The organism is Cohaesibacter gelatinilyticus, from assembly GCF_900215605.1.
Lineage (GTDB): Bacteria > Pseudomonadota > Alphaproteobacteria > Rhizobiales > Cohaesibacteraceae > Cohaesibacter > Cohaesibacter gelatinilyticus.
Genome location: NZ_OBEL01000001.1, coordinates 282,237 through 305,310, shown reverse-complemented (window position 1 = coordinate 305,310; position 23,074 = coordinate 282,237). Strand labels below are relative to the sequence as shown.

Annotated in this window: 17 protein-coding genes; 8 read left to right on the top strand and 9 right to left on the bottom strand. The window is 50.0% G+C overall.

From position 1 onward, the window contains the following. Positions 1-88: 88 nt before the first annotated feature. The 3 genes from CRO57_RS01365 to CRO57_RS01355 all read right to left on the bottom strand — a co-directional run bounded on the left by CRO57_RS01365 (position 89) and on the right by CRO57_RS01355 (position 1,729). A complete protein-coding gene (locus CRO57_RS01365; RefSeq protein WP_097151612.1) occupies positions 89-757 on the bottom strand; it encodes an aquaporin in 669 nt (222 codons plus the stop codon). Continuing rightward, on the bottom strand, positions 757-1,266 hold the full coding sequence (locus CRO57_RS01360; protein ID WP_097151611.1) for an arsenate reductase ArsC: 510 nt from the start codon (positions 1,264-1,266) through the stop codon (positions 757-759). The genes CRO57_RS01365 and CRO57_RS01360 overlap by 1 nt, the downstream gene beginning before the upstream one ends. 151 nt (positions 1,267-1,417) lie before the next feature. Further along, a complete protein-coding gene (locus tag CRO57_RS01355; RefSeq protein ID WP_097153133.1) occupies positions 1,418-1,729 on the bottom strand; it encodes an ArsR/SmtB family transcription factor in 312 nt (103 codons plus the stop codon). A 384-nt stretch (positions 1,730-2,113) separates the two neighbouring features. Between CRO57_RS01355 and ppdK the strand changes: the two genes are divergently transcribed. Together ppdK and meaB are read left to right on the top strand one after the other, a co-directional pair. Beyond that, positions 2,114-4,786, top strand: a complete 2,673-nt coding sequence (ppdK, locus tag CRO57_RS01350; protein ID WP_097151610.1) for a pyruvate, phosphate dikinase — start codon at positions 2,114-2,116, stop codon at positions 4,784-4,786. A 121-nt stretch (positions 4,787-4,907) separates the two neighbouring features. After that, positions 4,908-5,852, top strand: coding sequence for a methylmalonyl Co-A mutase-associated GTPase MeaB (meaB, locus tag CRO57_RS01345; RefSeq protein WP_210200723.1), 945 nt, complete (start codon positions 4,908-4,910; stop codon positions 5,850-5,852). A 178-nt stretch (positions 5,853-6,030) separates the two neighbouring features. Here meaB and CRO57_RS01340 read toward each other — a convergent pair whose 3' ends face one another. Then, complete coding sequence (locus CRO57_RS01340) at positions 6,031-6,270, bottom strand: hypothetical protein (RefSeq protein ID WP_097151609.1); 240 nt, start codon at positions 6,268-6,270, stop codon at positions 6,031-6,033. A gap of 1,096 nt (positions 6,271-7,366) precedes the next feature. Between CRO57_RS01340 and CRO57_RS25325 the strand changes: the two genes are divergently transcribed. Beyond that, the gene (locus CRO57_RS25325) at positions 7,367-8,998 is read left to right on the top strand and encodes a cell wall hydrolase (RefSeq protein ID WP_425291265.1); all 1,632 of its coding nucleotides are present in this window, start codon (positions 7,367-7,369) and stop codon (positions 8,996-8,998) included. 179 nt (positions 8,999-9,177) lie between these two features. Here the strand turns inward: CRO57_RS25325 and CRO57_RS01325 are convergent, their stop codons facing one another. Further along, the gene (locus CRO57_RS01325) at positions 9,178-10,212 is read right to left on the bottom strand and encodes a uracil-DNA glycosylase (protein WP_244579991.1); all 1,035 of its coding nucleotides are present in this window, start codon (positions 10,210-10,212) and stop codon (positions 9,178-9,180) included. Positions 10,213-10,350: 138 nt separating this feature from the next. Between CRO57_RS01325 and CRO57_RS01320 the strand changes: the two genes are divergently transcribed. After that, a complete protein-coding gene (locus CRO57_RS01320; RefSeq protein WP_097151607.1) occupies positions 10,351-12,036 on the top strand; it encodes an electron transfer flavoprotein-ubiquinone oxidoreductase in 1,686 nt (561 codons plus the stop codon). 326 nt (positions 12,037-12,362) lie between these two features. Here the strand turns inward: CRO57_RS01320 and CRO57_RS01315 are convergent, their stop codons facing one another. From CRO57_RS01315 to CRO57_RS01305, 3 genes are all read right to left on the bottom strand, one after another. Continuing rightward, on the bottom strand, positions 12,363-13,187 hold the full coding sequence (locus tag CRO57_RS01315) for a hypothetical protein (protein ID WP_141401150.1): 825 nt from the start codon (positions 13,185-13,187) through the stop codon (positions 12,363-12,365). Between the two features lie 132 nt (positions 13,188-13,319). Then, a complete protein-coding gene (locus CRO57_RS01310; RefSeq protein WP_097151605.1) occupies positions 13,320-14,042 on the bottom strand; it encodes a protein phosphatase CheZ in 723 nt (240 codons plus the stop codon). Positions 14,043-14,384: 342 nt separating this feature from the next. Beyond that, complete coding sequence (locus tag CRO57_RS01305; protein WP_097151604.1) at positions 14,385-14,768, bottom strand: response regulator; 384 nt, start codon at positions 14,766-14,768, stop codon at positions 14,385-14,387. Between the two features lie 565 nt (positions 14,769-15,333). On the opposite strand from CRO57_RS01305, the gene CRO57_RS01300 reads away from it, so the two are divergent. Further along, the gene (locus CRO57_RS01300; protein ID WP_097151603.1) at positions 15,334-15,786 is read left to right on the top strand and encodes a MaoC family dehydratase; all 453 of its coding nucleotides are present in this window, start codon (positions 15,334-15,336) and stop codon (positions 15,784-15,786) included. Positions 15,787-15,868: 82 nt separating this feature from the next. On the opposite strand, the gene CRO57_RS01295 is transcribed toward CRO57_RS01300, so the two are convergent. Continuing rightward, positions 15,869-17,314 (bottom strand): MATE family efflux transporter, encoded by a 1,446-nt coding sequence (locus CRO57_RS01295; protein WP_097151602.1) that lies wholly within the window; start codon positions 17,312-17,314, stop codon positions 15,869-15,871. Between the two features lie 342 nt (positions 17,315-17,656). Between CRO57_RS01295 and CRO57_RS01290 the strand changes: the two genes are divergently transcribed. The 3 genes from CRO57_RS01290 (at position 17,657) to ileS (ending at position 23,023) form a co-directional block, all read left to right on the top strand. Next, positions 17,657-18,661 (top strand): bifunctional riboflavin kinase/FAD synthetase, encoded by a 1,005-nt coding sequence (locus CRO57_RS01290; RefSeq protein ID WP_097151601.1) that lies wholly within the window; start codon positions 17,657-17,659, stop codon positions 18,659-18,661. A 137-nt stretch (positions 18,662-18,798) separates the two neighbouring features. Next, positions 18,799-19,434, top strand: coding sequence for a hypothetical protein (locus CRO57_RS01285; protein ID WP_097151600.1), 636 nt, complete (start codon positions 18,799-18,801; stop codon positions 19,432-19,434). A 670-nt stretch (positions 19,435-20,104) separates the two neighbouring features. Beyond that, positions 20,105-23,023 (top strand): isoleucine--tRNA ligase, encoded by a 2,919-nt coding sequence (gene ileS, locus CRO57_RS01280; RefSeq protein WP_170955901.1) that lies wholly within the window; start codon positions 20,105-20,107, stop codon positions 23,021-23,023. The last annotated feature ends 51 nt before the right edge of the window (positions 23,024-23,074 follow it).

Genomic DNA, 23,074 nt, shown 5'->3' with positions numbered 1-23,074 from the left:
GAAGAGGGGCAAAGGTCAAGAGACGATTGCCTGCTCTGCTATATTCTCATCAGCTTTGTCGGGATGACTTACATGAGGACCGTGCGTTCTAGTCTGCGCTCTCTTCCAATAGAAACTTTGAGACGATAATCGCAAGGCCCATTCCCAGCAACTGCGCAGCAATGAAAAAAGCAGCATCTTCCGGGCGAATGCCGGCAAAGGTATTGGAGAAAATACGCGAAATAGCAACTGCCGGGTTGGCAAAACTGGTGGAGGAAGTGAACCAATAGGCCGCTGTGATATACAAGCCCACAGCCGCAGGAATAGCGGTTGGTTTGGATTTCAGGCACACAAGAATGGTAAGCAGAAGACCCACAGTTGCAGTGATCTCGGAAACCCATTGTGCAGGCCCGGTGCGAACTTTTTCCGAGATCTGAACCACATCCAGCTCAAACATGAAATTGGCGATCAAGCAGCCAAGTATGCCGCCAATAATCTGGGCAACAACAAACTGTATGGTCGTGGATGCTGCCAACTCTTTGCGCAGGAAAAAAGCAAGAGAAACCACCGGATTGAAATGCGCGCCGGAAATTGGCCCCAGCATGGTGATCAGGACAAACAGGATGGCTCCGGTCGGGATGGTGTTGCCAAGCAGCGCAACAGCCGTGTTTCCCGCTGCCAGATTCTCGGCCATGATACCAGACCCGACAACGGTTGCCACCAAAGTTCCCGTTCCAAGGAATTCTGCCAAAATTTGTGCTCTATGCGTGGACGCCATTAACGGATCCCCCCAGTCGCTCCGCTGAATGAACCAATCTCTTCCATCAGTTCACGGATTTCTTTTTTCTTCATTTCTTCAATCGGCATGGATACGAAGCGTCCAATGCGGTCCGATAATTGAGCATATGCAGTCAGGAAAGCAAGCTGGATGTCTTTCTCTGATCCAATGGCAGCTGCCGGATCGGGAATACCCCAGTGACCGGACGCTGGTTTGCCTGGCCAGATCGGGCAAGCTTCGCCAGCTGCATTGTCACAGACCGTGATGATATGGTGCATTTTCTTGCCATCCAGATCGGTCGAGAATTCTTCCCAGCTTTTGGAGCGAAAGGAAGAGAGGCCGTAGCCAAGTGAACGCAGCAATTCCAGCGCATATGGGTTTGGCTCGTGCTTGGGCTGGCTACCGGCAGAGAAGGCTTTGAAACGTCCCTTGCCGACGCGGTTCAGAATCGCTTCGGCCAGAATTGACCGTGCAGAATTTCCGGTGCAAAGGAACAAGACTTTTTGCATGACTTTGGCTCCTGATATGAGGCGATGAAGTAGGTTTTGCGAAGGACCGCGAGGTGTTTGGGGACAAACAAAGGGCGATCAACTCTGGTTTTCGTCTGACGGAACAAGCTCTGTAGCGCGCGAAATGCCGTCTCTTTTCTGTTTTTGGCCATTACTCTTTACGGCAATCCTGAAGCAGTGAGGTCACCAAAGATTGCACTCTGTCTCGCCGAACAAAATAACGGACATTGCGACCCTCTTTGCTCTGACGGATGAGGCCGGCACGTGTCAGAATGGCAAGATGCGTGGAGAGCGTGTTATGGGGAACCGAAAGATCTTTGGAAATGACCCCTGCAACGAGCCCTTGCTCACCAGCCTGACTGAGCAGGCGAAAGGTTCTCAGTCGGGTATTCTGCGCAAGCGCGGCCAGTGCCTTGACCTGATCTTCATCAAATGCAGCATCGGCATTGTCCTGTTGTCTCATCTGTTCATCCATCCAAGATTCACTCACTCGTCGATGATTGCCGACTTGAATGCCAAGATTGCATGACAACGAGATGACAACAGATCTTCTTTTGATATCTTGTTGTTGGAAGCTGTCCTTGTTTTTCAAAAATGGTCACAACACTGCAAAACGACAAGTTCTGGCTTAACCTTGACATCAGGCTGGGGCGTAAAAACCCTGACTTTTGTTGCATCGCAACATTTTACTGGTTAAACTGTGATGGTTTTGCGACTCATCTGATACACTTTGCGAACTTGCAGCATCGGTTCAGATTATCGAGAGTGGCAACATCATGGTGGCGAACAGCAAGGCAACCCTACCCATTGCTGTGGAGCCCTAGCGTGTGAGTTAGAGGACTGAAAGATGGCTCAGTGGGTCTATGGTTTTGGCAACGGATCCGCCCAAGGTGACGCAAGCATGCGCAGCCTGCTTGGCGGCAAAGGAGCCAATCTGGCGGAGATGAGCAATTTGGGATTGCCCGTACCTCCAGGTTTTACTCTTACCACCGAACTATGTCGCTACTATTACGACAATGGCCATTCCTATCCTGAAGACCTGAAAGCGCAGGTCAAGGACGCTCTTGCCAAAGTTGGGGAGCAAACTGGTCGGCGGTTTGGCGATGCCGAGCATCCCCTGCTGTTGTCTGTGCGCTCAGGTGCCCGTGTTTCAATGCCGGGCATGATGGATACTGTTCTCAATCTCGGCCTGAATGATGTCACTGTCGAGGCCCTTGCACAGGCTTCCGGTGACGCACGCTTTGCTTATGATAGCTATCGCCGTTTCATTCAGATGTATGGCGATGTGGTCATGGGTGTCGATCACCATGATTTCGAAGATATCATCGAGCAGATCAAGGATGAGCGCGGTTATGTGCTGGACACTGACCTTAGTGCAGATGACTGGAAGAATGTTATTGCCCGCTACAAGTTGCTGATCGAAGACGAACTGGAGGAAGCTTTCCCTCAAGATGGGGAAGAACAATTGTGGGGAGCCATTGGTGCAGTTTTTTCCAGCTGGATGAATGCCCGTGCCATCACCTATCGTCGCCTTCATGACATCCCTGAAGATTGGGGAACTGGCGTCAATATTCAGGCTATGGTTTTTGGCAATATGGGACAGGATTCAGCCACTGGAGTTGCCTTTACCCGCAACCCTTCCACTGGCGAGAAAGCATTATATGGTGAGTTCCTGATCAATGCCCAAGGTGAAGATGTCGTCGCGGGCATTCGCACGCCGCAGGATTTGACACTTCAGGCACGTTTGTCAGGGCATAATCAGGCTCCTTCAATGGAAGAAGTGATGCCCAAAGCATTTTCGGAATTTTCCGATATTTGCCAGACTCTTGAGCATCACTACAAAGACATGCAAGATCTCGAATTCACCATCGAGCGTGGTAGATTATGGATGTTGCAGACCCGCATTGGCAAACGTACCGGCAAAGCAGCTTTGCGCATAGCCGTTGAAATGGCCAACGAAGGCGTCATCAGCCGTGATGAAGCCATTTTGCGCATTGATCCTCGCTCTCTGGATCAATTGCTACACCCTACAATCGCGGAAGATGCTGAACGTAATCTGGTCGCAAAAGGCTTGCCTGCCTCCCCTGGCGCAGCTTCAGGTCAGTTGATATTCCATGCCGATGAAGCGGAAAGTCTGGCGGCGCAAGGCCGCAGGGTTATCCTTGCAAGGGTTGAAACCAGCCCGGAAGATATTCATGGCATGCATGCGGCACAAGGCATTCTGACAGCGCGGGGCGGCATGACGTCTCACGCAGCAGTGGTTGCCAGAGGTATGGGCAAACCATGTGTTTCCGGCGCCGGGTCTTTGCGCATTGACTATGACAAGGAAATTCTATCCGTTGGTCATATTACCCTTAAGAAGGGAGATGTCGTGACCATTTGTGGTAGCTCGGGTGAAATTCTGCTTGGAGATGTCCCCATGCAGAAGCCGGAATTGACGGGCGAATTTTCCACCCTTATGGGTTGGGTGGATGAAGCCCGCCGCATGCGTGTGCGTTGCAATGCAGAAACACCGCAAGATGCCAAGTCTGCTCGCGAGTTTGGTGCAGAAGGTATCGGCCTTTGCCGGACAGAGCATATGTTCTTTGATGAAGATCGCATTTCGGCCATGCGCGAGATGATCTTTGCCGAAGATGTTGAAGCACGTCGCGATGCTCTCGCAACCCTGTTGCCAATGCAACGCAAAGACTTCACCGAACTCTTCGAGATTATGGCGGGACTGCCAGTCACCATTCGACTATTGGATCCTCCATTGCACGAATTTGTGCCACATGAAGTGGAAGATATCGCCCATGTGGCACCATCCTTGCGTCTGACACCAGAAGCTTTGCAGGCGCGTATCACCACCTTGCACGAATTCAATCCGATGTTGGGGCATCGTGGGTGCCGTCTGGCCATCACCTATCCCGAAATTGCCGAAATGCAAGTCCGAGCCATCTTTGAGGCTGCAATCACAGCAGCGGTAAAAACCGGACGAGCGGTGCAACCGGAAATCATGGTGCCACTTGTCGGCTTGCGGGAGGAACTCGATTATGTGAAGGCACGGATCGATGCGGTTGGTGCCGATGTGATGGCAGAAGCAGGTCGTAGTGTCGATTACAGCGTTGGCACCATGATCGAACTGCCAAGAGCTTGTTTGCAAGCACGCACCATCGCTGAGAGCGCTGAGTTCTTCTCGTTCGGGACCAACGATCTGACCCAGACCACCTATGGCATCAGCCGTGATGACGCATCGCGTTTTCTAGCCGACTATCAACGCTTGGGAATAATTGACCACGACCCTTTCATCAGTCTGGATACCAATGGAGTTGGCGAACTCATCGAGATAGCAGCCGAACGCGGCCGATTTGCCCGTGACGATATCAAGATGGGGATCTGTGGCGAACATGGAGGTGATCCGGCCTCGATCGAATTCTGTGAGAAGATTGAGCTTGATTATGTCTCCTGCTCGCCTTTCCGCGTACCGATCGCACGCCTGGCTGCGGCGCAAGCCTATCTCAAAGCAGCCGAGCATCGTTAGGTTTGTGCCCCCAATCAGCATGCGCAAATAGTTCTACAGATATGCGCTTTTGTCTGGTTCAGACTGTCACTTGAGATGTGTTAGCACTGAGTGAAGATGAATTGGTGTGCAGGAGACGAGTGTGTCACAGGATTTGTGGTGTCTGGATGCAATACGTGATGGCGGCAAGCGTGCCCTTGCCCGTGCGCTTAGCAATATAGAAGCACAAGATGGTCAGCTGAAGACCGCCCTGTTGCTTGATGAAGCCGCTCGCAATGCGAAAGCTCACGTTGTTGGTCTTACCGGCCCTCCCGGGGTTGGCAAATCGACCCTTACCAATGCCCTGATCAGAGAATGGCGTCGACGTGGCGAAAGCGTTGGTGTTGTGGCTGTTGATCCTTCTTCTCGCTTTTCTCTTGGCGCGCTCTTGGGAGATCGTACGCGTCTCGATACAGATCCTGCAGACAAGAATGTTTTTGTGAGATCCATGGCAGCGCGAGATCGCCTTGGAGGTCTTTCTCATGAAAGCTTGGCAGCTATAATTCTCATGCGAGCCGTATTCGATCGGGTTCTGGTCGAGAGCGTGGGAATCGGACAATCAGAAGCCGACATTGCCTTCGCAGCCGACACCATCGTGCTCTGTATTCAGCCTGGCTCTGGCGACAGCTTGCAATTCATGAAAGCCGGTATCATGGAACTGCCAGACATCGTCACTGTAACCAAGGCTGATATGGGTGCCCCTGCCCGGCGCGCCAAAGCAGATGTTCAAGGAGCGCTTTCACTTGCTCTAAAGAAAAAGGAAGATTGGTCAACTCCCGTCCTGATGACATCCTCCCCTACCGGACAGGGACTGGACTTGCTGATTGAGCAGGTCGATCTGCATAGAAACTGTCTATTGGAGAGTGGAAAGTTTTCAGCTCACCGCCGCGAACAGATGCGACTATGGCTGCGTGACCGAATTGGCATGAAATTTGGACAAATCGGCCTTCTACATGCCCAACTGGATGATCATCTGGATGAGGCTGGGGGGCCTTTTGAGGCTGAGTTCAAAATTACAGAGGAATTGACGCACCGTCTAACGCCCTAGCTCAGCCCCTATTCGTTGAGTGAATTCTGCGAGGATAATTTTGCCCGGTGACGTGGCGACAAACCGCAACAATGTGGCGTATCTTCAAGATCTTACAATTCCGCCAATGGGCAAAAGTATCTCGCCCTTCGGATTTCCCGGAACCCAACCATTGTCACAGGCTATTTGTTTGCAAACACTATTTCTTACTGCCCTCACTTGATGAACCTGCACCGTTTCGATCCGTCACACGGTTGTTCATTGCATCTTTCAGATGGAGGACAAAATTCACTATTGCCCCACCTATTGTCACCAGAACCAATAGGTAGGCAGGCCAATCAGACAGCCTGGCTTGATATATGAATACAAAGACTAAAATCGCCAGAACGCTGACAGCATTGAGCAGACGCAGCCAAAGAGGCTGATTTTTGCGATCCATTTGGTTGTCTCCCAATCCGACAGTTTCATAGCCATAACAGAGACGACTTCAAAATACGAGTTGCGATCCCGGAGGGGTATAGTTTAACAGCCTCGTTTTTGACCGAAAGGTCACATTATATCCGTACCAATAAAACGCTTGGCTCCCAAACAGATATTTACAATACATCCACAGGGAAACACACTTATAAATACGAATCGCTTTCACGTACAACCAATTAATCAGGCGTACACAAAAATACTGAATTGGATACAGAATTATACACTTAAGATGCATAAGTGTTGCAAATCAGCCAAAACACCCCCCAATTTTTGGGGGAAAATCCTACTATTCATTGAATTTTGGGGGATGATTTAGGTTTTGAAAAGCGTTAGTCTGGTTTTGCTTGGCTTGTAAGGCTGGACGCTCCACCTTTCTTGGCTCTAGGTGCGAAACGCGAACATTCTGCGGGGACTGTTCCGATTTTCGTGTCCGACTGAAGACGTTCTTTGCTGGTTTGAACGTGAGTAGGTTAGCCCTTATTTGCTTAGTACCGACAACTTGCCCGGACCTCGGTCCGGGCATTTTTCATTTCCAACTTTCCTTTTCGCCTCTTTTGTCTAACTGCGTGGCTCATACAACCAAGCAGTCGTTCACAATGCCTATCTGCGAGAGCCCTTGCTGCCTTGATCATGGTTAAACCGAATTAACATCCCATCATTGCTGCCAATGCAATTTGCCATTCAACATCACCCTATTCTTCATGATGCCTTCATAATTGAAGTGAAGCACTGACTATTAGCCATATCTTTGCCTGCCTTATCCATGCCCCATTGCCATGAGAGAGAGCCTGCACATTCCAGTCCTTAACCACCAGAACAGTGCTCACAGACTGGATTTTCTTGACATGCCATGGTCGGCAGTACCCATAGAAAGCGGGTTTTTCGTTGGCTAAATTTTTGATCCGGCTGTTAACTGTCTTTCAAGGTTAATAGCCCATTATCATACGCGATCAGGAGTGATCTGTATCTCATTTCTGACATTTGCGTTCGCGGCATCTGCGTTTTCTAGAGTCGTGATTGTGTAAATTAGTTGCGTATGTGTAAGTGGTGACGTGATGTCAAAAACTGCTTTGGGCCGTGTGAGCTCTCGCTTTGTATCGGGCTTGCTCGTAAGCACAGGCCTTATCCTGTCTTTCACCCAGCCTATCCCGGAAGAAAGCCGTGCCGGTCTGTCACTGGCCCAGGTTCGCCAGCAAGCATGGACACACAGCCTGTTTTCCGGCGATCAACTGGGAATACGCGGGACGCAGCTTGACTTTGCCATGACAGACGCCATCGCTGGGAATTCCGGATCACATCGAGCACTTATCAAGATTGCTGAAATTATCAAGGATGACCCGCAAGCTGGACGCTATGATCCAGACGCAAATCTTCCGATCCTCTTTATCGACAAGAAGCAAGATCTGGTTGTGAACCGTGCCGCCAAGGGAGATAAGCGCAAGGCTTGGGGATGGGAGCCGTATGAAGTCGCCAGCGGTCGAAAAGCTATTGGCTTGAACTGGTCCGGTTCCCTTTGGAACATGGCAAGCCTGTTCCAAGATCCGAAACGCGAAGCCCTGCCAAGACAGGCCTTTCACCGGGCCAAAGATCGCCGTATCATGATGGCGGATGCCAAAGCCTTTGTATTACCACGGCCTCCCAAGATAAAACGATCGCCGATAGCGTTGGCACAGGCAAATACCCAGCCGTCTGGCAAAACTGTCACAACTCGTCCTGCAGATGGTCTCGCAACAGGATCTACATCGCTAGCCTATGCCCCGAATTCCTTGCAAGCGCTTGAAGAGCCATTTCGTGCCATCCTGACAGAGCAGAAAACCGGACAGGTCATCGAGGATAATCCTTACCTTAACCCTGAACCGACCGGTAGTGCCGAGGCTGTTGGCAAGGCTATCTCCAACACAGATCGCAACCCTGGCAAAACTGCAACTGAACGCAAGGGACCGCTGAACTTGATTGCCGCCTTGCCACGTACCAAGCCTGCAATAGGCAAAAAAGCAATCAAATCCACCATCGCTTCCAAGTCTTCTTCCAAGCCGATGGACACCAGCGCTGTTCTGGCAAAAGCTAAAAACAGCAAGAAGGTACCAGTTAGAAAACAGGAACCGCGTATTCAGGTCGCATCCTTGGCGCCCGTCAAAGTGAAGGCAGAAAAACCGAAGAAAAAGTCGCGTTGGGCAAGCTGGTTCAATTTTGGCTCTTCCAAGAAAAAGAAGGTCAAGATTCCAGCCAGAGGTGAACATGCCTGGGTGACCAACAAGCTGCCGAAATCCAGCTATACCAAGCAACAAAAGACCTGTTTGGCAAATGCCATTTATTTCGAAAGCCGATCTGAGCCGATCAAAGGCCAGATTGCCGTCGCACAGGTTGTAATGAACCGGGTGAAGAATCCGACCTATCCAAACACCATCTGCGGTGTGGTCTATCAAAACAAGCATAAGCGGAACGCTTGCCAATTCTCATTTGCCTGTGATGGCATTCGGGACCGGATCCTGTCCAAGAAGGCTTGGGATACAGCCTGGAAGTTATCCGATCAGGTGATCAATGAAGAGGTCTGGCTGAAGAATGTTGGCTCGTCCACCCATTATCACGCCACCTATGTGCGCCCCAAATGGGCTCGTACCATGAAACGTCGCGGTAAGATCGGCCTTCATATCTTCTATAAAACATATGGTGGCGGCTGGAGTTAGGCCCCTACCCGCAACAAAACAAACACAAGGCGGTGCAGTGCATCGCCTTTTTTCTTCAATCACTCATAAATGAAATATGCTGCCCTGCATGGACTTCCAGGAGCAGTCAATTCAGCCTGACAATCTGGCGGAAAGCTCTCCGACACCTATTCTACCATGAAAGCACAGGCGTTCAGCTATCATGAATTACGAAGTTTGCTGGAAACTTCCAGAAGATCATGCCAGGCAGCCCGCTTTTGCGCTGGTGTTCTTAGCAGAAAAGCAGGATGCAGGGTCGCCATTGCCGGGATTTGTCGGTTCTGGCCGGATGGATCTGCGATGGTATAGCTTTTCCAGCGCCCGCGCAGGCGCATGATACCGTCCTTGCTTACCAGCAATTGCTGAGCAGCTGTGCCTCCCAGAAAAATCAGAATATCGGGATTTACCAACTCAATATGGCGATGAATGAAAGGACGCATCATCTCGCTTTCATTCAGGCTTGGTTTCCGATTGCCTGGTGGACGCCATGGCAGGATATTGGTGATGTAGCAACTGGAGCGGTCTCGCCCAATGGCCGCCAACATCTTGTCCAACAATTGCCCTGCCCTCCCAACAAAGGGAAGTCCTTGAATATCCTCTTCCCGGCCCGGCGCTTCACCAATGCACATCAGGCTGGCATTTGGATTACCATCACCAAAGACAAGAGACTTGGCTGAAAACTTCAGGCTGCAACCTTCAAACTCGCTCAATGCCTGGCGCAATTGATCCAGGTTCTGTGCCTGCTGCGCCCGGCCTTTGGCTTCTTCAACCTGTCGTCCCATGCCAGCCAGAGCTGGTGCACCGAGATGAGTGTCCCCAGATCCATTTGGCGCACGTGCCTCTGCAGACCTATCCGAATTGGGGAATTGATTATTCATTGACTTTGACGTAAACGTCGAAGTGGTTGCATTGACGCCTTGTGGATCCGTCTGAGATGGATGAGGTGCCAGTGATGCACCTGCAGAAAAATTGTGAGGAGAATGAGCGGAATTTCCGCACCCAATATTGGGCGCAGCATTGGGAGAGGCCTGAATATGCGCCTTGGCCTGCTGACGAGCGGCAATCTGACGTTCCGTCTCCTTAAAACGGTTCTGGGGATCTTCGTCCAAGGGACAATCTGCGCCAAGAGCATCATACCATCGTATGAGTTCAGCCAGATCATGAGCAGATGTCACCATATTGGGAGAATTTGGCACGTGGATTCCGATATCTCTTTGCGCTAAAGCATTCTTTATAGCAGGCGATGAACAATGATCAAATAGACTTGTTGTACGCCTCATTATGTGGTTGAAAAGACTTCGGACCATCCGACCTCTAATGAAAGGACCTTTTTGATGACTGCCGATACAGCCCTTCCCGAACGGGAATATATGGAATTTGACGTTGTCATCGTCGGTGCCGGGCCAGCAGGTTTGTCAGCAGCGATCCGCATCATGCAGCTGGCTCAGGAAAAAGGCACCGAGATTTCCGTCGTTGTACTGGAAAAAGGCTCCGAGGTTGGTGCCCATATTCTCTCTGGTGCGGTAGTCGATCCGGTTGGCCTCGACAAATTGCTGCCTGATTGGCGCGAAGATAGCTCCCATCCCTTCCAGACCGAGGTCAAGAAGGATGTATTCCGGGTGCTTGGTCCTGCTGGTAGCCTTACGTTGCCCAACTTCACCATGCCACCATTGATGAACAATCATGGGAATTACATCGTCTCACTCGGCAATGTTTGTCGTTGGCTGGCAGAAAAAGCCGAAGCACTGGGCGTTGAGATTTATCCCGGCTTTGCCGCTGCAGAAGTATTATATGACGACAATGGTGCTGTGCGCGGTGTAGCCACCGGTGACATGGGTGTGGGACGCGATGGTCAACCCAAAGATACTTTCATGCGCGGCATGGAACTGCGCGGCAAATATACCCTGATCTCCGAGGGTGTACGCGGGTCACTCGCCAAAGAAATCATTGCCAATTACGAGCTGGACAAAAACTGTGATCTAGCCAAATTTGGTATCGGCATCAAAGAGCTTTGGGAGATTGATCCCGAGAAACATGATCAAGGTCTTGTCACTCATTCCTTCGGTTGGCCATTGGATATGAAAACAGGTGGTGGTTCCTTCTTGTATCATCTGGAGAATAATCAGGTTGTCGTCGGTTTTGTTCTGCATTTGAACTACAAGAATCCATATCTATCTCCGTTCGAAGAATTCCAGCGCTTCAAGCAACATCCATCTGTACGGGACACCTTTGTCGGCGGCAAACGTATCTCCTACGGTGCTCGTGCCATTACAGAAGGTGGCTATCAGTCCGTTCCGAAAGTCTCTTTCCCCGGTGGTGCCTTGATTGGCTGTTCCGCTGGTCTTGTCAATGTGCCTCGTATCAAGGGCACCCACAATGCCATGAATTCCGGTATGTTGGCGGCTGAAAAGCTGGTTGATGCTCTTGGTGAAGGTCGCTCCAACGATGATCTTATCGCCTATGAAGAGGCATGGCGTGATGGTCCAATTGGCAAAGATCTGTATAAGGTTCGCAATGTCAAACCACTGTGGTCGAAGCTGGGTACCGTACTTGGCATCTCTCTTGGCGGGTTGGACATGTGGTGCAACACGCTGTTCAATTGGTCACCATTTGGCACCATGAAACATGGCAAGACTGACGCTGAAAGCACCTTGCCTGCGGCAAAGTGCAAGATGATCGACTATCCAAAACCAGATGGAGAAGTCTCGTTTGATCGCCTGTCTTCTGTCTTCCTGTCTTCCACCAACCATGAGGAAGATCAGCCGATCCACCTCAAGCTGGGTGACGAAGTACTGCAGAAATCATCTGAACATGATGTTTATGCTGGCCTTTCCAACCGCTTCTGCCCGGCGGGGGTTTATGAATGGATGGAAGATGATGCCAATCCAGGCGAGGTCAAATATGTGATCAACGCTCAGAACTGTGTCCACTGCAAGACTTGTGACATCAAGGATCCAAACGGCAATATCACATGGACCACGCCGGAAGGCATGGGCGGACCAAACTATCCGAACATGTAAGGATGTCACTGTTTGCCTGTCGATACGCTAGTCATGATGCCACGGCATCATGGCGTATCTTTCTCGTCGATACGCTGGCCATGGTGCCACGGCATCATGGCGTATCTTATGACATCGAGGATCCAAACGGCGACATCACTTGGACACGCCGGAAGGCATGACTGGGCCAGATTATCTGGACGTATGGGTGAAAACGGCACCTGTTTGATTGATTGCTCACCACAATGAAACCCGGTCTCTCAAAAGTACCGGGTTTTTCATTATCAATCTCTGGCTTTGATACCTTGAGCAGCAATTCGACATAGCTATTGTATAACCTTGAACCATTAGTCCTGCGGTCCCGTATCCCAAGTATAGACGGTCAATCCCCATGGAGATTGAGTAATACGGCTTTCACAGTTTCTGACTTCACTATCCAAGGTGTAGTACGCGTTGAAATTGCGGGCGATTCCATCATCCAGAACAGAGACCATAACTTGTTCCAACGCCTCTTGATCAGCCTCTGGCCAAAGCGTTGGCAAATCGATCCCCACGATGTCACGCATGCGTTTACGCATCATATTGGACATGGGACGATTGCATTCAATAACCTGGAATTGTTGTTCTCTTTGTCCATCAACCGGGTGCCTCACCACAGTCATCAGTCCGTGAGGCAGAGCATTTAGGAGTTCTTCGAGATAATTCTGCCGATAGACAACAGGTTGAAGGATGGCAATCACTTCGTCTTCATTGATGTCGGTCGAGCGAACCGGCAGGTAAAGCACTTCCCAAAGAGCTACATGCACGGCCTTGATAGCTTTGAATGTTGTATAGACCGGCAGTTGTTTGCTCATTGCCAATTCACAATTGTCTATGTGAACTTTGGCAAATGCCTCACCACCACTTTTCAATGTCTGGCCAGCTAGAGAAAAGCCCGTAAAATCTACCATCCCAGGAGCAAAGTCCGTACAGAACCATTCTCCGCGCTCATCTATGGAAAAACGTGCTTGCTGATTGCGTGTAAGCTGGATTTCGGCCAATTCCATGCCGCCGATTTCAGGGAGCTTGCCTTGCTCCCTTTTCCATGACATCCAGGCATCATATGCGACAAGAAATTTCTCATCCGACATATGCTTTTTGAGATCTTCGGTAATGGAGAATCCGAAACCCACAATACTGTCCTCACCCCACTTGGCAACCAAATCCTTGGCCGCCCTCAAAACGAGATTGCCCGCCTGCGTGGATCAGTTCAGATAAGTTGCAAATAAATATATCTGCCACCGACAGGTTGATTTCGTTCACCTTTACGCAAATAGATTATCAATTTCTGACTGATCTGATTTTTTTTCTTCTTCAGCATCAATTGAGTCAAAATCCATGTCATTGAGCATCTGATCAACATCGTTCTGATCGACACCTTCCCCGCTGTGTTGGGGGCCATGCAGAATTAATTCGCGACGGCGGCGCTCTTCTTCGGTTTCTTCCATCTGCGGGGCATCAAGGTCTTGTACCTTAAGGCGCTCAATGAAGCCTGATACCCGCTCATCAATCAGATTGAGCGTGCGCACAACCTTGGAAATACGCTGTCCAGTGATGTCCTGGAAAGAACAGGCTTCAAAAATCTCGATAATCTTGTCGTTCACCAGTGTAGAATAGGCATCCGCATCGGAAGGATCGGCACACATGATCTCTTCTGCAGCGCCCATGATTGTATTGGTCGCATTTTCAGTAGCATCCACCACTGCATCAAGCTCACGCCCGGCATCAGGAATGGAGTTGTTGCGCATGTCTGTTGGACAAAGGGCAGCAATTTCCTGTTTCATGCTGGTGATTTCTGCAGCTATTGCAGAAAACTCAGAATAGGCGTGTTGATCAATTGCCTCAACATGGGCATCCAGACTCTTCGCCATCACTTCAGCCAAGGACATGATGTCGGTTAGCGAGACATCATCCGTCTTGTTCTGCTCAAGATATTTGACGATCTGCTCAATATTTGTCTTTGCAGCCAAATTTTCGCTCTGTGCCATGTTGTCTACCCCAGTTCTTCCAGTTAGCTGATTTATCGCCACTTATAGCGGTCTTTATCATTCTTTATGCAGATATGCGTGATCCACATCTCAAGGCGTACAGCCTTGCGATTCGATATTCATCAAGTGCTCATCAATGCCAATGGCTTCCTGCATGTCTTGGACATGACAGACGGCCTGACCAAATAGTGGGGCCAATCATGCGAGAAAGGCGCATGGGTCGCCTCATCCTGCAAGTGATCATCGGCATTTACCCATACCGAATATCAGCCAGCCAACCGGGCATTTTCATGCCCGGAGCTGTGGCCCGTTCATATTGTCTGGCAATATGACCCTCAAGACCTAGCTGTCAAAGACGGCATCAATCTTGGTTTTCAGGGTTGCTGCGTTGAACGGCTTCACGATGTAATTGTTCACACCAGCCTTTTTCGCTGCAATCACGTTCTCGGTTTTGGATTCTGCGGTCACCATAATGAATGGTGTCTTGGACAGACTTTCACTTGAACGAACCTGCTTGAGCAGTTCATAACCAGTCATTGGTTCCATATTCCAATCGGAAATAACCAAACCGTAGCGACGATCCTGCATCTTGGCCAAGGCTTCGGTGCCATCTGCAGCATCATCAACATCTTCAAAACCCAACTGCTTGAGCAGGTTCTTGATAATCCGGATCATGGTTTTGTAGTCATCCACTACCAGTACCGGCATAGAAAGATCGAGGGCCATAAGTTCACTCCAAACTCACACTGTGTCCCGCTTAATTACGGGTTTTCACCTATTTATTGTCATAGATCTTACTGGGTTGTCAGCTCTTTCGGCCTCCTGTCACCCAAGCCTCAATCTAGCCTAAGGAGTTAAAAAAGCGGTTAATTGCCACAATCAAGAAAACTGGCCTTTATGTAAAAATGTCTCGTTTTTGGGCTAAATAGCCTGAAATTTCGGGAAATTTAAGAGCTTTGTAGGGATTTTTTCAGTCTTTGATAACCTTGACATTCATTAACCAAAAACAAGTGTGATCGAAACAAAGATTTCCTCTTGCAGAGTTGCTCTACCCTTATCTGCTGCGGCTCTATAAAAATGATTGTCTAAAAAACCATGAGAGTAACCAATCACCAATCCAGTCAAATTCCTTCATATTGACGCTCTTTCTTATTCGAAAGAATGCCTCATTTAATCAACTCAAGACTTGTGGCGTTTGGAACTGCGGCCTAATCTGACCATGCTGCAACGCAACATATTCAGTTCTGGCCAGTGACGCCAGAATAGAGAGTTCAACAGGGAAGAGAAAAATATGACAGCTCCTTTGAGCGGCGTAGAAGCCCGCACCGTCTATTATGAGGATATGAGCGTCGGCCAAACCGAGAGATTTACTCATTGCGTAACAGATGCTGACATCGCAGCTTTCGCTGCAGTTTCCGGAGACTATAACCCCATTCACATAGATAAGGAGTATGGCGCAAACAGCCAATTTGGCTCTTGTATTGCCCATGGCCTTTATACCGCCAGCCTGTTTTCTGCCATATTGGGAATGCGCTTACCGGGACCCGGTGCCATCTATATTGGCCAGACACTGAATTTCAAGGCGCCGGTCAAACCAAACGATGAGCTGACAATCGAAGTCAAAGTGGAAGAGAAGATAGATCGGGGCCGCCGGGTACGTTTGGCATGTGTGGCTCGTGTAGGCGAAACCGTTGTATTAGAGGGTGAAGCTCAGGTGAAGGCAGTCAAAAAACCTGCTGAGTGATCGACCTCCGCAAGGTTTAAAAAAATCCCGCCTTACTTTTAGATCAGCAAGGCGGGATTTTTTGAAACATGCCCCTTAAAGATCAATATCGCAGAAGACCATAGCGCTCTCGCAAGGCGAAGCGAGAGGTAAGCACCACAGCGACAAAGGCCAGCCCGACCGCCAAGCCAACCCAGATCCCAACGCCCTGCCAATCCAATACAAAGCCAAGATAATAGCTGGTGGCCATGCCACATCCCCAATAACCGATGATCCCGACGATCATGGGTACCTTGGTGTCACCAAGACCACGCAGTGCAGCTGCCGACATGGCCTGCGCCCCATCCACCAATTGAAATAGAGCTGCAACAGCTAGATAGCTGACAGCCAGAGCAAAAGGAATGGTGTTGGCAGGATTGCTCTTATCAATATAGAAGCCAATCAAGGTTTCCGGCATGACAATGAAGAGTGCACCGGTGAAGAGCATGAAGCCAGTTCCAGCAACGATGGAAATCCACCCAGCTCTCTTCACGCCCAAAGGATTATGACTTCCTTGAGCAAGACCTACACGAATGGTTGTGGCTTGTGAAAGTCCCAAAGGCACCATGAAGGCAATCGCTGCACATTGCAGGGCCACCGCGTGAGCCGCAAGAGCGTCCTGCCCCAACCACCCCATCAATGCGGTCGCAGCAGAGAACATGCCTACTTCGGTGGTAATCATCAAACCAATCGGCACACCAACCCTCAACAGCTCCATGAAGCGTGGCCAATCGGGACGCCAAAAATTCGTGAAGAGATTATAAGAACTATAGGTCTTGCTGACAGCGACATAGCTGATCAACAGCGTGAAACCCACAAGATTTACGAAGGAGGTAGATATCCCGGCTCCGACCAACTCCAGCTTGGGGAAACCAAAATTGCCGAACATCAGCGCATAATTGCCCAAAGCATTTATGAATATGCCGGTGATAGTGATCCAGAGAATGATGGCTGCTTCGCTATGGGCGTTGACCATACCACGCAAAGCTACAATTCCCAGAGCGGGAAACAGGCTCCAGGACGCATAATAAAGATAGGACGAGGATTGGAGATAGATCTCTTTTTCCTGCCCCACTTGAGCAAAAATCCATTCACTTTGAAACAGCAAGAAAATGAGTAAAGCGCCGAGAATGATGGTGAGCCACAGCCCTTGACGGGCTGTTCTGCGCACCGAGGTATAGTCCTTGGCACCTATGGCCTGCGCCGCCATGGGCGCGACAGCTGTTAGCGCGCCAATCCCGAAAAGCTGGATTGGATGAAGCAGGGCCGTCGCAAGTGATCCGGCAGCCAGAGCATCTTTTCCGAGCCATCCCATCATGATCACATCAGTCGTAAAATAGGCCATTTGGGCTAACTGGGTCAGCACCAAAGGCAAGGCAAGCATGAAGGTTGCCTTGAATTCCTGTCCCCAGCTCAGGGTGTCTTGCGACCTTCCAATCGCAGCATCACCATTGGCAATATCCGTACCACCATCGACGCCATCAGGCCTCTGGTTTTCACTCTTATGCATAGTCTCACCAAGTCATGGAGATCCGACGCAACTTTTTGATCTGGGGGAATGCTCAGGAATAATCCTGGAAGAAGCAGACGCCATAATCGCATAGATGTGTCAGATTATTTGATAAGGCGACCCTATCCTGTCTTCACCAAATTGTATAGTGAAAAGACGCTCGCTATTTAGCTGTATCGTTGATCCGTTTGAGGTTGAATCATGAGATAAAGGCAGCAAATGCCAGATTGGCGGGGGATAGTTGTTCTGTATCAGAAAATATCTTGACCTTATCGTTGCTTTTGGGCAACGTCGCGCCACATATTTCCAACCCCTTATGTCTTTGCCTGGGAGCTCCGGCCAATGGCGTCTGCCCACACGTTTGTCGATTTGAAACAGCCTGTTTTCCCCTTACCTGACTCGGTCCGTGGTGGCGTGGTGGCTATCGGCAATTTTGATGGCATGCATAAAGGGCATCAGGCGGTTCTGGAAGATGCCCTGGTAGAAGCGCGCAAGTTGGGCGTCAAGGCAATCATGCTGACATTTGAACCCCATCCACGCAGTGTTTTTCGCCCCGACAATCCGGTTTTTCGACTGACACCTCATGATGAGAAAGCTTTGCTGGCCGAAGCTTTGGGTTTCGACGGCATGATTTCGCTTCATTTTACCAAAGAGTTTGCCAGCCAATCAGCAGAGTCTTTTATTGAAGATATGTTGATCAAGGCGCTAGACGCCCGTGAAGTCATTTCCGGTTACGACTTTCACTTTGGCAAAGATCGTAAAGGAAGCCCGGATTTTCTGCGTGAGCAGGGACATAAGCACGGCTTTGGCGTCAAGATCGTTGATATGAAGGCTGACCGCACCGGCGATGCTGTTTCCTCCACACGCATTCGTCAAGCCCTGGAAGATGGAGCAACCCATCCGGCCAACCGATTGTTGGGTTATCGCTATTTCTTTACCTCCACCGTTGTTCATGGAGAAAAGAATGGCCGCAAACTGGGGTATCCGACTGCCAATCTGAAACTGGCGGACAATAGTCGTCTTAAAGAAGGTGTCTATGCGGTACGTTTGATGCGATCCAATGGCCAAGTTCACGACGGAGTTGCCAGTTATGGTCGACGTCCGACCTTTGACAATGGCGCTCCAATCTTCGAAGTTCATGTCTTTGATTTTGAAGATGATCTTTATGATGAAAGCGTTCGTGTTGCACTGTATCACTATCTGCGTGGGGAAGAAAAATTCGACAGTCTGGATACGCTGATCCTGCAGATGGATGAAGATAGTGCGCAAGCTAGAGCCATTCTGTCTGATGCGGCAGCTCTTAGTCCTTTGGAAACAACCTTATGGGGTGGGATCTCAAACGATTGAAAATCCATCAAGCCAAATTGTTCAATGGCGTTTTCTCTCATCTGCTCACATTTTTGTTTTCGAAGGTGATTTCCTTTTTTGTCACGGTTTGACTATCCGTAGAGCAACCATTGCTGTTGCTTTCAAGGACTAAACCCATGACTATCGCCAATTCGCCAAAACCCTCCGGCCCTCCCTCTCGTTCTGTGCCTTATCGCTTGCGGAAAAGCTGGCTTTTGGCATTGGCTGGCCTTTTTGTGGCGGGCGGTGGTTTCTTCGCTGCTGGCGGTTTCTCACTCTTCGGACAAAAACTGGAAAGCCGAAATACCGAATTTTACAAAAGCTATGATGGTGCCTGGGATCTGACCTGTGACAAAGCTTCAGGCGAGGCGCAAGCGCGTTGTTATGGCCAGTTGGTCGATGTTTACAGCCCAGACCCGAATTTTCGTGCTGCCATCTTGCATCTGACCTATGAAAAAGAAAGCACGGGATCAAGAATTCCGCAATTGCTGTTCAATCTTGAAGCAGACCTGGATTTTTCCGACGTCAAAGCAACCATTCGCGGTAAGAATGGTGAAGCGAAGATCATGTCTTTGGGGGATTGCAGCGGCAACAGCTGCAAGATCAAAGGACAAGCTGCCGAAATCATTCTAGCCGATTGGCGTGAAGGCGATGCATTGGAGCTGGATTTACCCGAAGCAAGTGGTCGTAGAGTTATCACCTGGCCACTTGATAGCTTCTCTCTGTTGCTGGATGAGCTGACCAAGCAACGAAAAGAACGCAATATATTATAAACGCAATATATTATAAGAGAGGGTAATTTCTCTCTCCCCCTCTCCTTGTTCATCAATCAGGCATTATTTCAAGATCGGGCGCTCTGACCTCGCCCTGATGAGCAATATAACCACCTTCAACAGCAGTTCCCACCTTCATCCCTACTATTGCCAACACCTAATGGTGCCTTGCAGACAGCTTTTGGGACATCACCTGTCTCTTCACTCAACTGATAGCAGGTAATTTTTATCTATTTCCCTTTCTCCAGCTTTTGCCCGCCCATTATCCTTGATACTGGGGTTGCCCTTGGGTTTTTGTTGAATTAATGTCCGCGCAGATATGGCAAGGCCATCCGAAGAGGATGACTGCAAACATGCACACCAAGGCTTATAGGCAAATGACGGGCATCTATCTTCTTGCGCCCCTTCCCGGTTCACAAATTTTACGTCCCGGCGGGTTGATAGGTCGAATTACTGGCCCGGCCTTCGCGTGATCGGCGTCTTTAACGGACGCCCGCGAGGGACCGGGATATAAGGAATTTGATCTGGTGTCTTCAGATCTTTCTTTTCCTAATTCCAATAGATCGCGCTAGAAGTGATCAAGTCTTATAGGTGCCACCAATGTTTCTCCCGATGACACTTGAACGGGATTGAGACAGTCAAGGCGCAAAACTGAACGAAAGATATATCCATGACGGAAAGCCGCGATTATTCCCAAACGCTGTTTTTGCCAAAAACCGATTTCCCCATGCGTGCAGGACTGCCAAAGAATGAGCCCAAAATTCTGGCTCGTTGGGAAGAGCAGAATCTTTATCAATCCTTGCGTGAACGCTCCAAGGGTCGCGAAAAGTATGTGCTGCATGATGGCCCTCCCTACGCCAATGGCCATCTGCATATCGGTCATGCTCTCAACAAGGTTCTGAAAGACATCATTACCCGCTCTTTTCAGATGCGGGGCTACGATTCCAACTATGTCCCTGGCTGGGACTGTCATGGCTTGCCAATCGAATGGAAAATCGAAGAAAAGTACCGTAAGAAGGGCAAGAATAAGGATACCGTTCCAGTCAATGAATTTCGTCAGGAATGTCGTGACTTTGCATCCGAATGGATCGGCATTCAAGCCGGTGAGTTCAAGCGTCTTGGTGTGGTTGGCGATTTCGTCAATCCCTATAAGACCATGACCTTTGATGCAGAAGCACGCATTGCTGGCGAGTTGATGAAATTTGCCATGTCCGGCCAACTCTTCCAGGGCTCCAAGCCGGTCATGTGGTCAATTGTCGAAAAAACCGCTCTGGCTGAAGCCGAAGTGGAATATCAGGATCATACCTCTCACACCATCTGGGTGAAGTTTCCCATCTCTGCCCTTCATGGCACTGTTGCTGAAGATCAGACAGATATGTTGCTTGATGCAGATGTTGTGATCTGGACCACCACCCCTTGGACCATTCCCGGCAACCGTGCAGTTTGTTTCTCCAATGCCATCTCTTATGGCCTGTATGAGATCACGGCCGCTGCTGATGACAATTGGGGCAAAGTTGGTGACAAGCTGGTGCTGGCTGACGCCTTGGCTGAAAGCGTCTTTGCTGCGGCCCGCGTAGAGGGTTATGAGCGCAAGTTCGATGTTGATCCGTCAGTCATCTCGGAATGCGAACACCCGTTCCGCGGTATCGACGGCACCGATGGTTACTTCGACTTTGACGTGCCATTGATTGATGGCGACCATGTGACCGATGATGCCGGTACCGGTTTCGTTCATACCGCTCCGGGCCATGGTGCCGATGACTATGAAGTTTTCGTTGCCAATCGCGAGCGATTTGCAGACTGTGGCACGCCGGAAGTTCCTCATACTGTGGCGGAGGATGGCTCCTATTATCCGCATGTGCCTTTGTTTCAGGGGCAATATATTCTCAATCGCAAAGGCGGCGAAGGCACCACCAATCCTGCTGTTATCGATAAGCTGGTCGAAGTTGGTGCCCTGCTTGCACGAGGCAAGATCAAACACAGCTATCCCCATAGCTGGCGTTCCAAGGCACCACTGATCTTCCGTAATACGCCACAATGGTTCATCGCCATGGATCGCGATATAGATGGCCAGGGTGATACCTTGCGTTGTCGCGCCCTAAAAGCAATTGACGAGACCCGTTTTGTTCCTGACAGCGGCCAAACCCGCCTGCGCTCCATGATCGAAACCCGCCCGGACTGGGTGATTTCTCGTCAACGCGCCTGGGGTGTGCCTATCACCATTTTCATCAAGAAAGATGATCCGGCGGTTGTTCTTCAGGATAGCTCGGTCAATGACCGTATTTTTGACGCTTTCCGTGCTGAAGGCGCTGATGCTTGGTTTGCAGACGGTGCGAAAGAGCGCTTCCTCTCACCTGATTATGATCCGTCTGAATGGGAAAAAATCGACGATATTCTTGATGTCTGGTTTGATTCCGGATCCACCCATGCTTTTTGTCTGGAACAACGCGATGACCTGAAATGGCCAGCCGATCTTTATCTGGAAGGTTCTGACCAGCATCGCGGCTGGTTCCATTCCTCTTTGCTCGAGAGCTGCGGCACTCGTGGCCGTGCACCATATGATGCCGTCTTGACCCATGGTTTCACCATGGCTGAAGATGGCCGCAAGATGTCCAAGTCTCTTGGCAACACGATCGCACCGCAAGATGTGATCAAGCAATATGGTGCGGATATCTTACGTCTGTGGGTGGCCTCTTCCGATTATAGCGACGACCAGCGCATTGGGCCGGAAATTTTGAAAACCAATGCTGATGCCTATCGCAAGCTTCGCAACACCATCCGTTGGATGTTGGGCTCTTTGGCTCATTATGATGGAACAGAAGTAGCTGTCTCTGAAATGCCGGAGCTGGAACGCTTGATGCTGCACCGTCTTTATGAGCTGGATGCGATGGTTCGCTCCGCTTATGACACCTTTGATTTCAAGAAAATCACGTCTGAGCTGAACTATTTCATGGGCATTGAGCTATCGGCCTTCTATTTCGATATTCGTAAGGATGCTCTTTATTGCGATGGTCCAAGCTCCGCACGTCGTAAAGCAGCGCTTTATGTCATCCATGAATTATTCATGCACCTCACTGCCTGGCTTGCTCCTGTCATGCCGTTCACTATGGAAGAGACATGGTTGTCCCGCTTCCCGTCTGACGGAGATTCGGTCCATTTCCGGCAATTCCCTCAAGTTTCATCTGACTGGAAAGATCAGGAACTGGCTGACAAGTGGGCCAAGGTACGTGAACTTCGTCGGGTCGTAACCGGAGCTCTGGAAATCGAACGTCGCGAGAAACGTATTGGTTCCTCTCTTGAGGCCGCGCCGAAGGTTTATGTCACCAATGATGAATTGCTGGGTGCCATGGACGGGATTGATCTTGCTGATCTATCCATCACATCACAGGCGGAGTTGATCAATGCCCCTGCTCCGGAAGGAGCATTCACCCTGGATGATGTTGACGGGGTCGGTGTGATTCCTGCTCTTGCAGAAGGCCAGAAATGCCAACGTTCCTGGAAAATTTTGCCAGAGGTCGGACAGGATAGCGATTATCCTGATCTTTCCTTGCGCGATGCTGCCGCCATGCGTGAGCTGGACACACAATAATAATGCCGCAATTCAAGGTCAGGATTATATAATCCTGACCTTGTTCATTTG

Excerpts from the sequence above, each read along its gene's own strand:
- CRO57_RS01320 (WP_097151607.1), top strand. The coding sequence starts at position 10,351 with ATGACTGCCGATACAGCCCTTCCCGAACGGGAATATATGGAATTTGAC.
- CRO57_RS01295 (WP_097151602.1), bottom strand. The coding sequence starts at position 17,314 with ATGCATAAGAGTGAAAACCAGAGGCCTGATGGCGTCGATGGTGGTACG.
- CRO57_RS01360 (WP_097151611.1), bottom strand. The coding sequence starts at position 1,266 with ATGCAAAAAGTCTTGTTCCTTTGCACCGGAAATTCTGCACGGTCAATT.
- ileS (WP_170955901.1), top strand. The coding sequence starts at position 20,105 with ATGACGGAAAGCCGCGATTATTCCCAAACGCTGTTTTTGCCAAAAACC.
- CRO57_RS01290 (WP_097151601.1), top strand. The coding sequence starts at position 17,657 with ATGGCGTCTGCCCACACGTTTGTCGATTTGAAACAGCCTGTTTTCCCC.
- ppdK (WP_097151610.1), top strand. The coding sequence starts at position 2,114 with ATGGCTCAGTGGGTCTATGGTTTTGGCAACGGATCCGCCCAAGGTGAC.
- CRO57_RS01340 (WP_097151609.1), bottom strand. The coding sequence starts at position 6,270 with ATGGATCGCAAAAATCAGCCTCTTTGGCTGCGTCTGCTCAATGCTGTC.
- CRO57_RS01305 (WP_097151604.1), bottom strand. The coding sequence starts at position 14,768 with ATGGCCCTCGATCTTTCTATGCCGGTACTGGTAGTGGATGACTACAAA.
- CRO57_RS01355 (WP_097153133.1), bottom strand. The coding sequence starts at position 1,729 with ATGAGACAACAGGACAATGCCGATGCTGCATTTGATGAAGATCAGGTC.
- CRO57_RS01310 (WP_097151605.1), bottom strand. The coding sequence starts at position 14,042 with ATGGCACAGAGCGAAAATTTGGCTGCAAAGACAAATATTGAGCAGATC.
- CRO57_RS01300 (WP_097151603.1), top strand. The coding sequence starts at position 15,334 with ATGACAGCTCCTTTGAGCGGCGTAGAAGCCCGCACCGTCTATTATGAG.
- CRO57_RS01365 (WP_097151612.1), bottom strand. The coding sequence starts at position 757 with ATGGCGTCCACGCATAGAGCACAAATTTTGGCAGAATTCCTTGGAACG.
- CRO57_RS01285 (WP_097151600.1), top strand. The coding sequence starts at position 18,799 with ATGACTATCGCCAATTCGCCAAAACCCTCCGGCCCTCCCTCTCGTTCT.
- CRO57_RS25325 (WP_425291265.1), top strand. The coding sequence starts at position 7,367 with ATGTCAAAAACTGCTTTGGGCCGTGTGAGCTCTCGCTTTGTATCGGGC.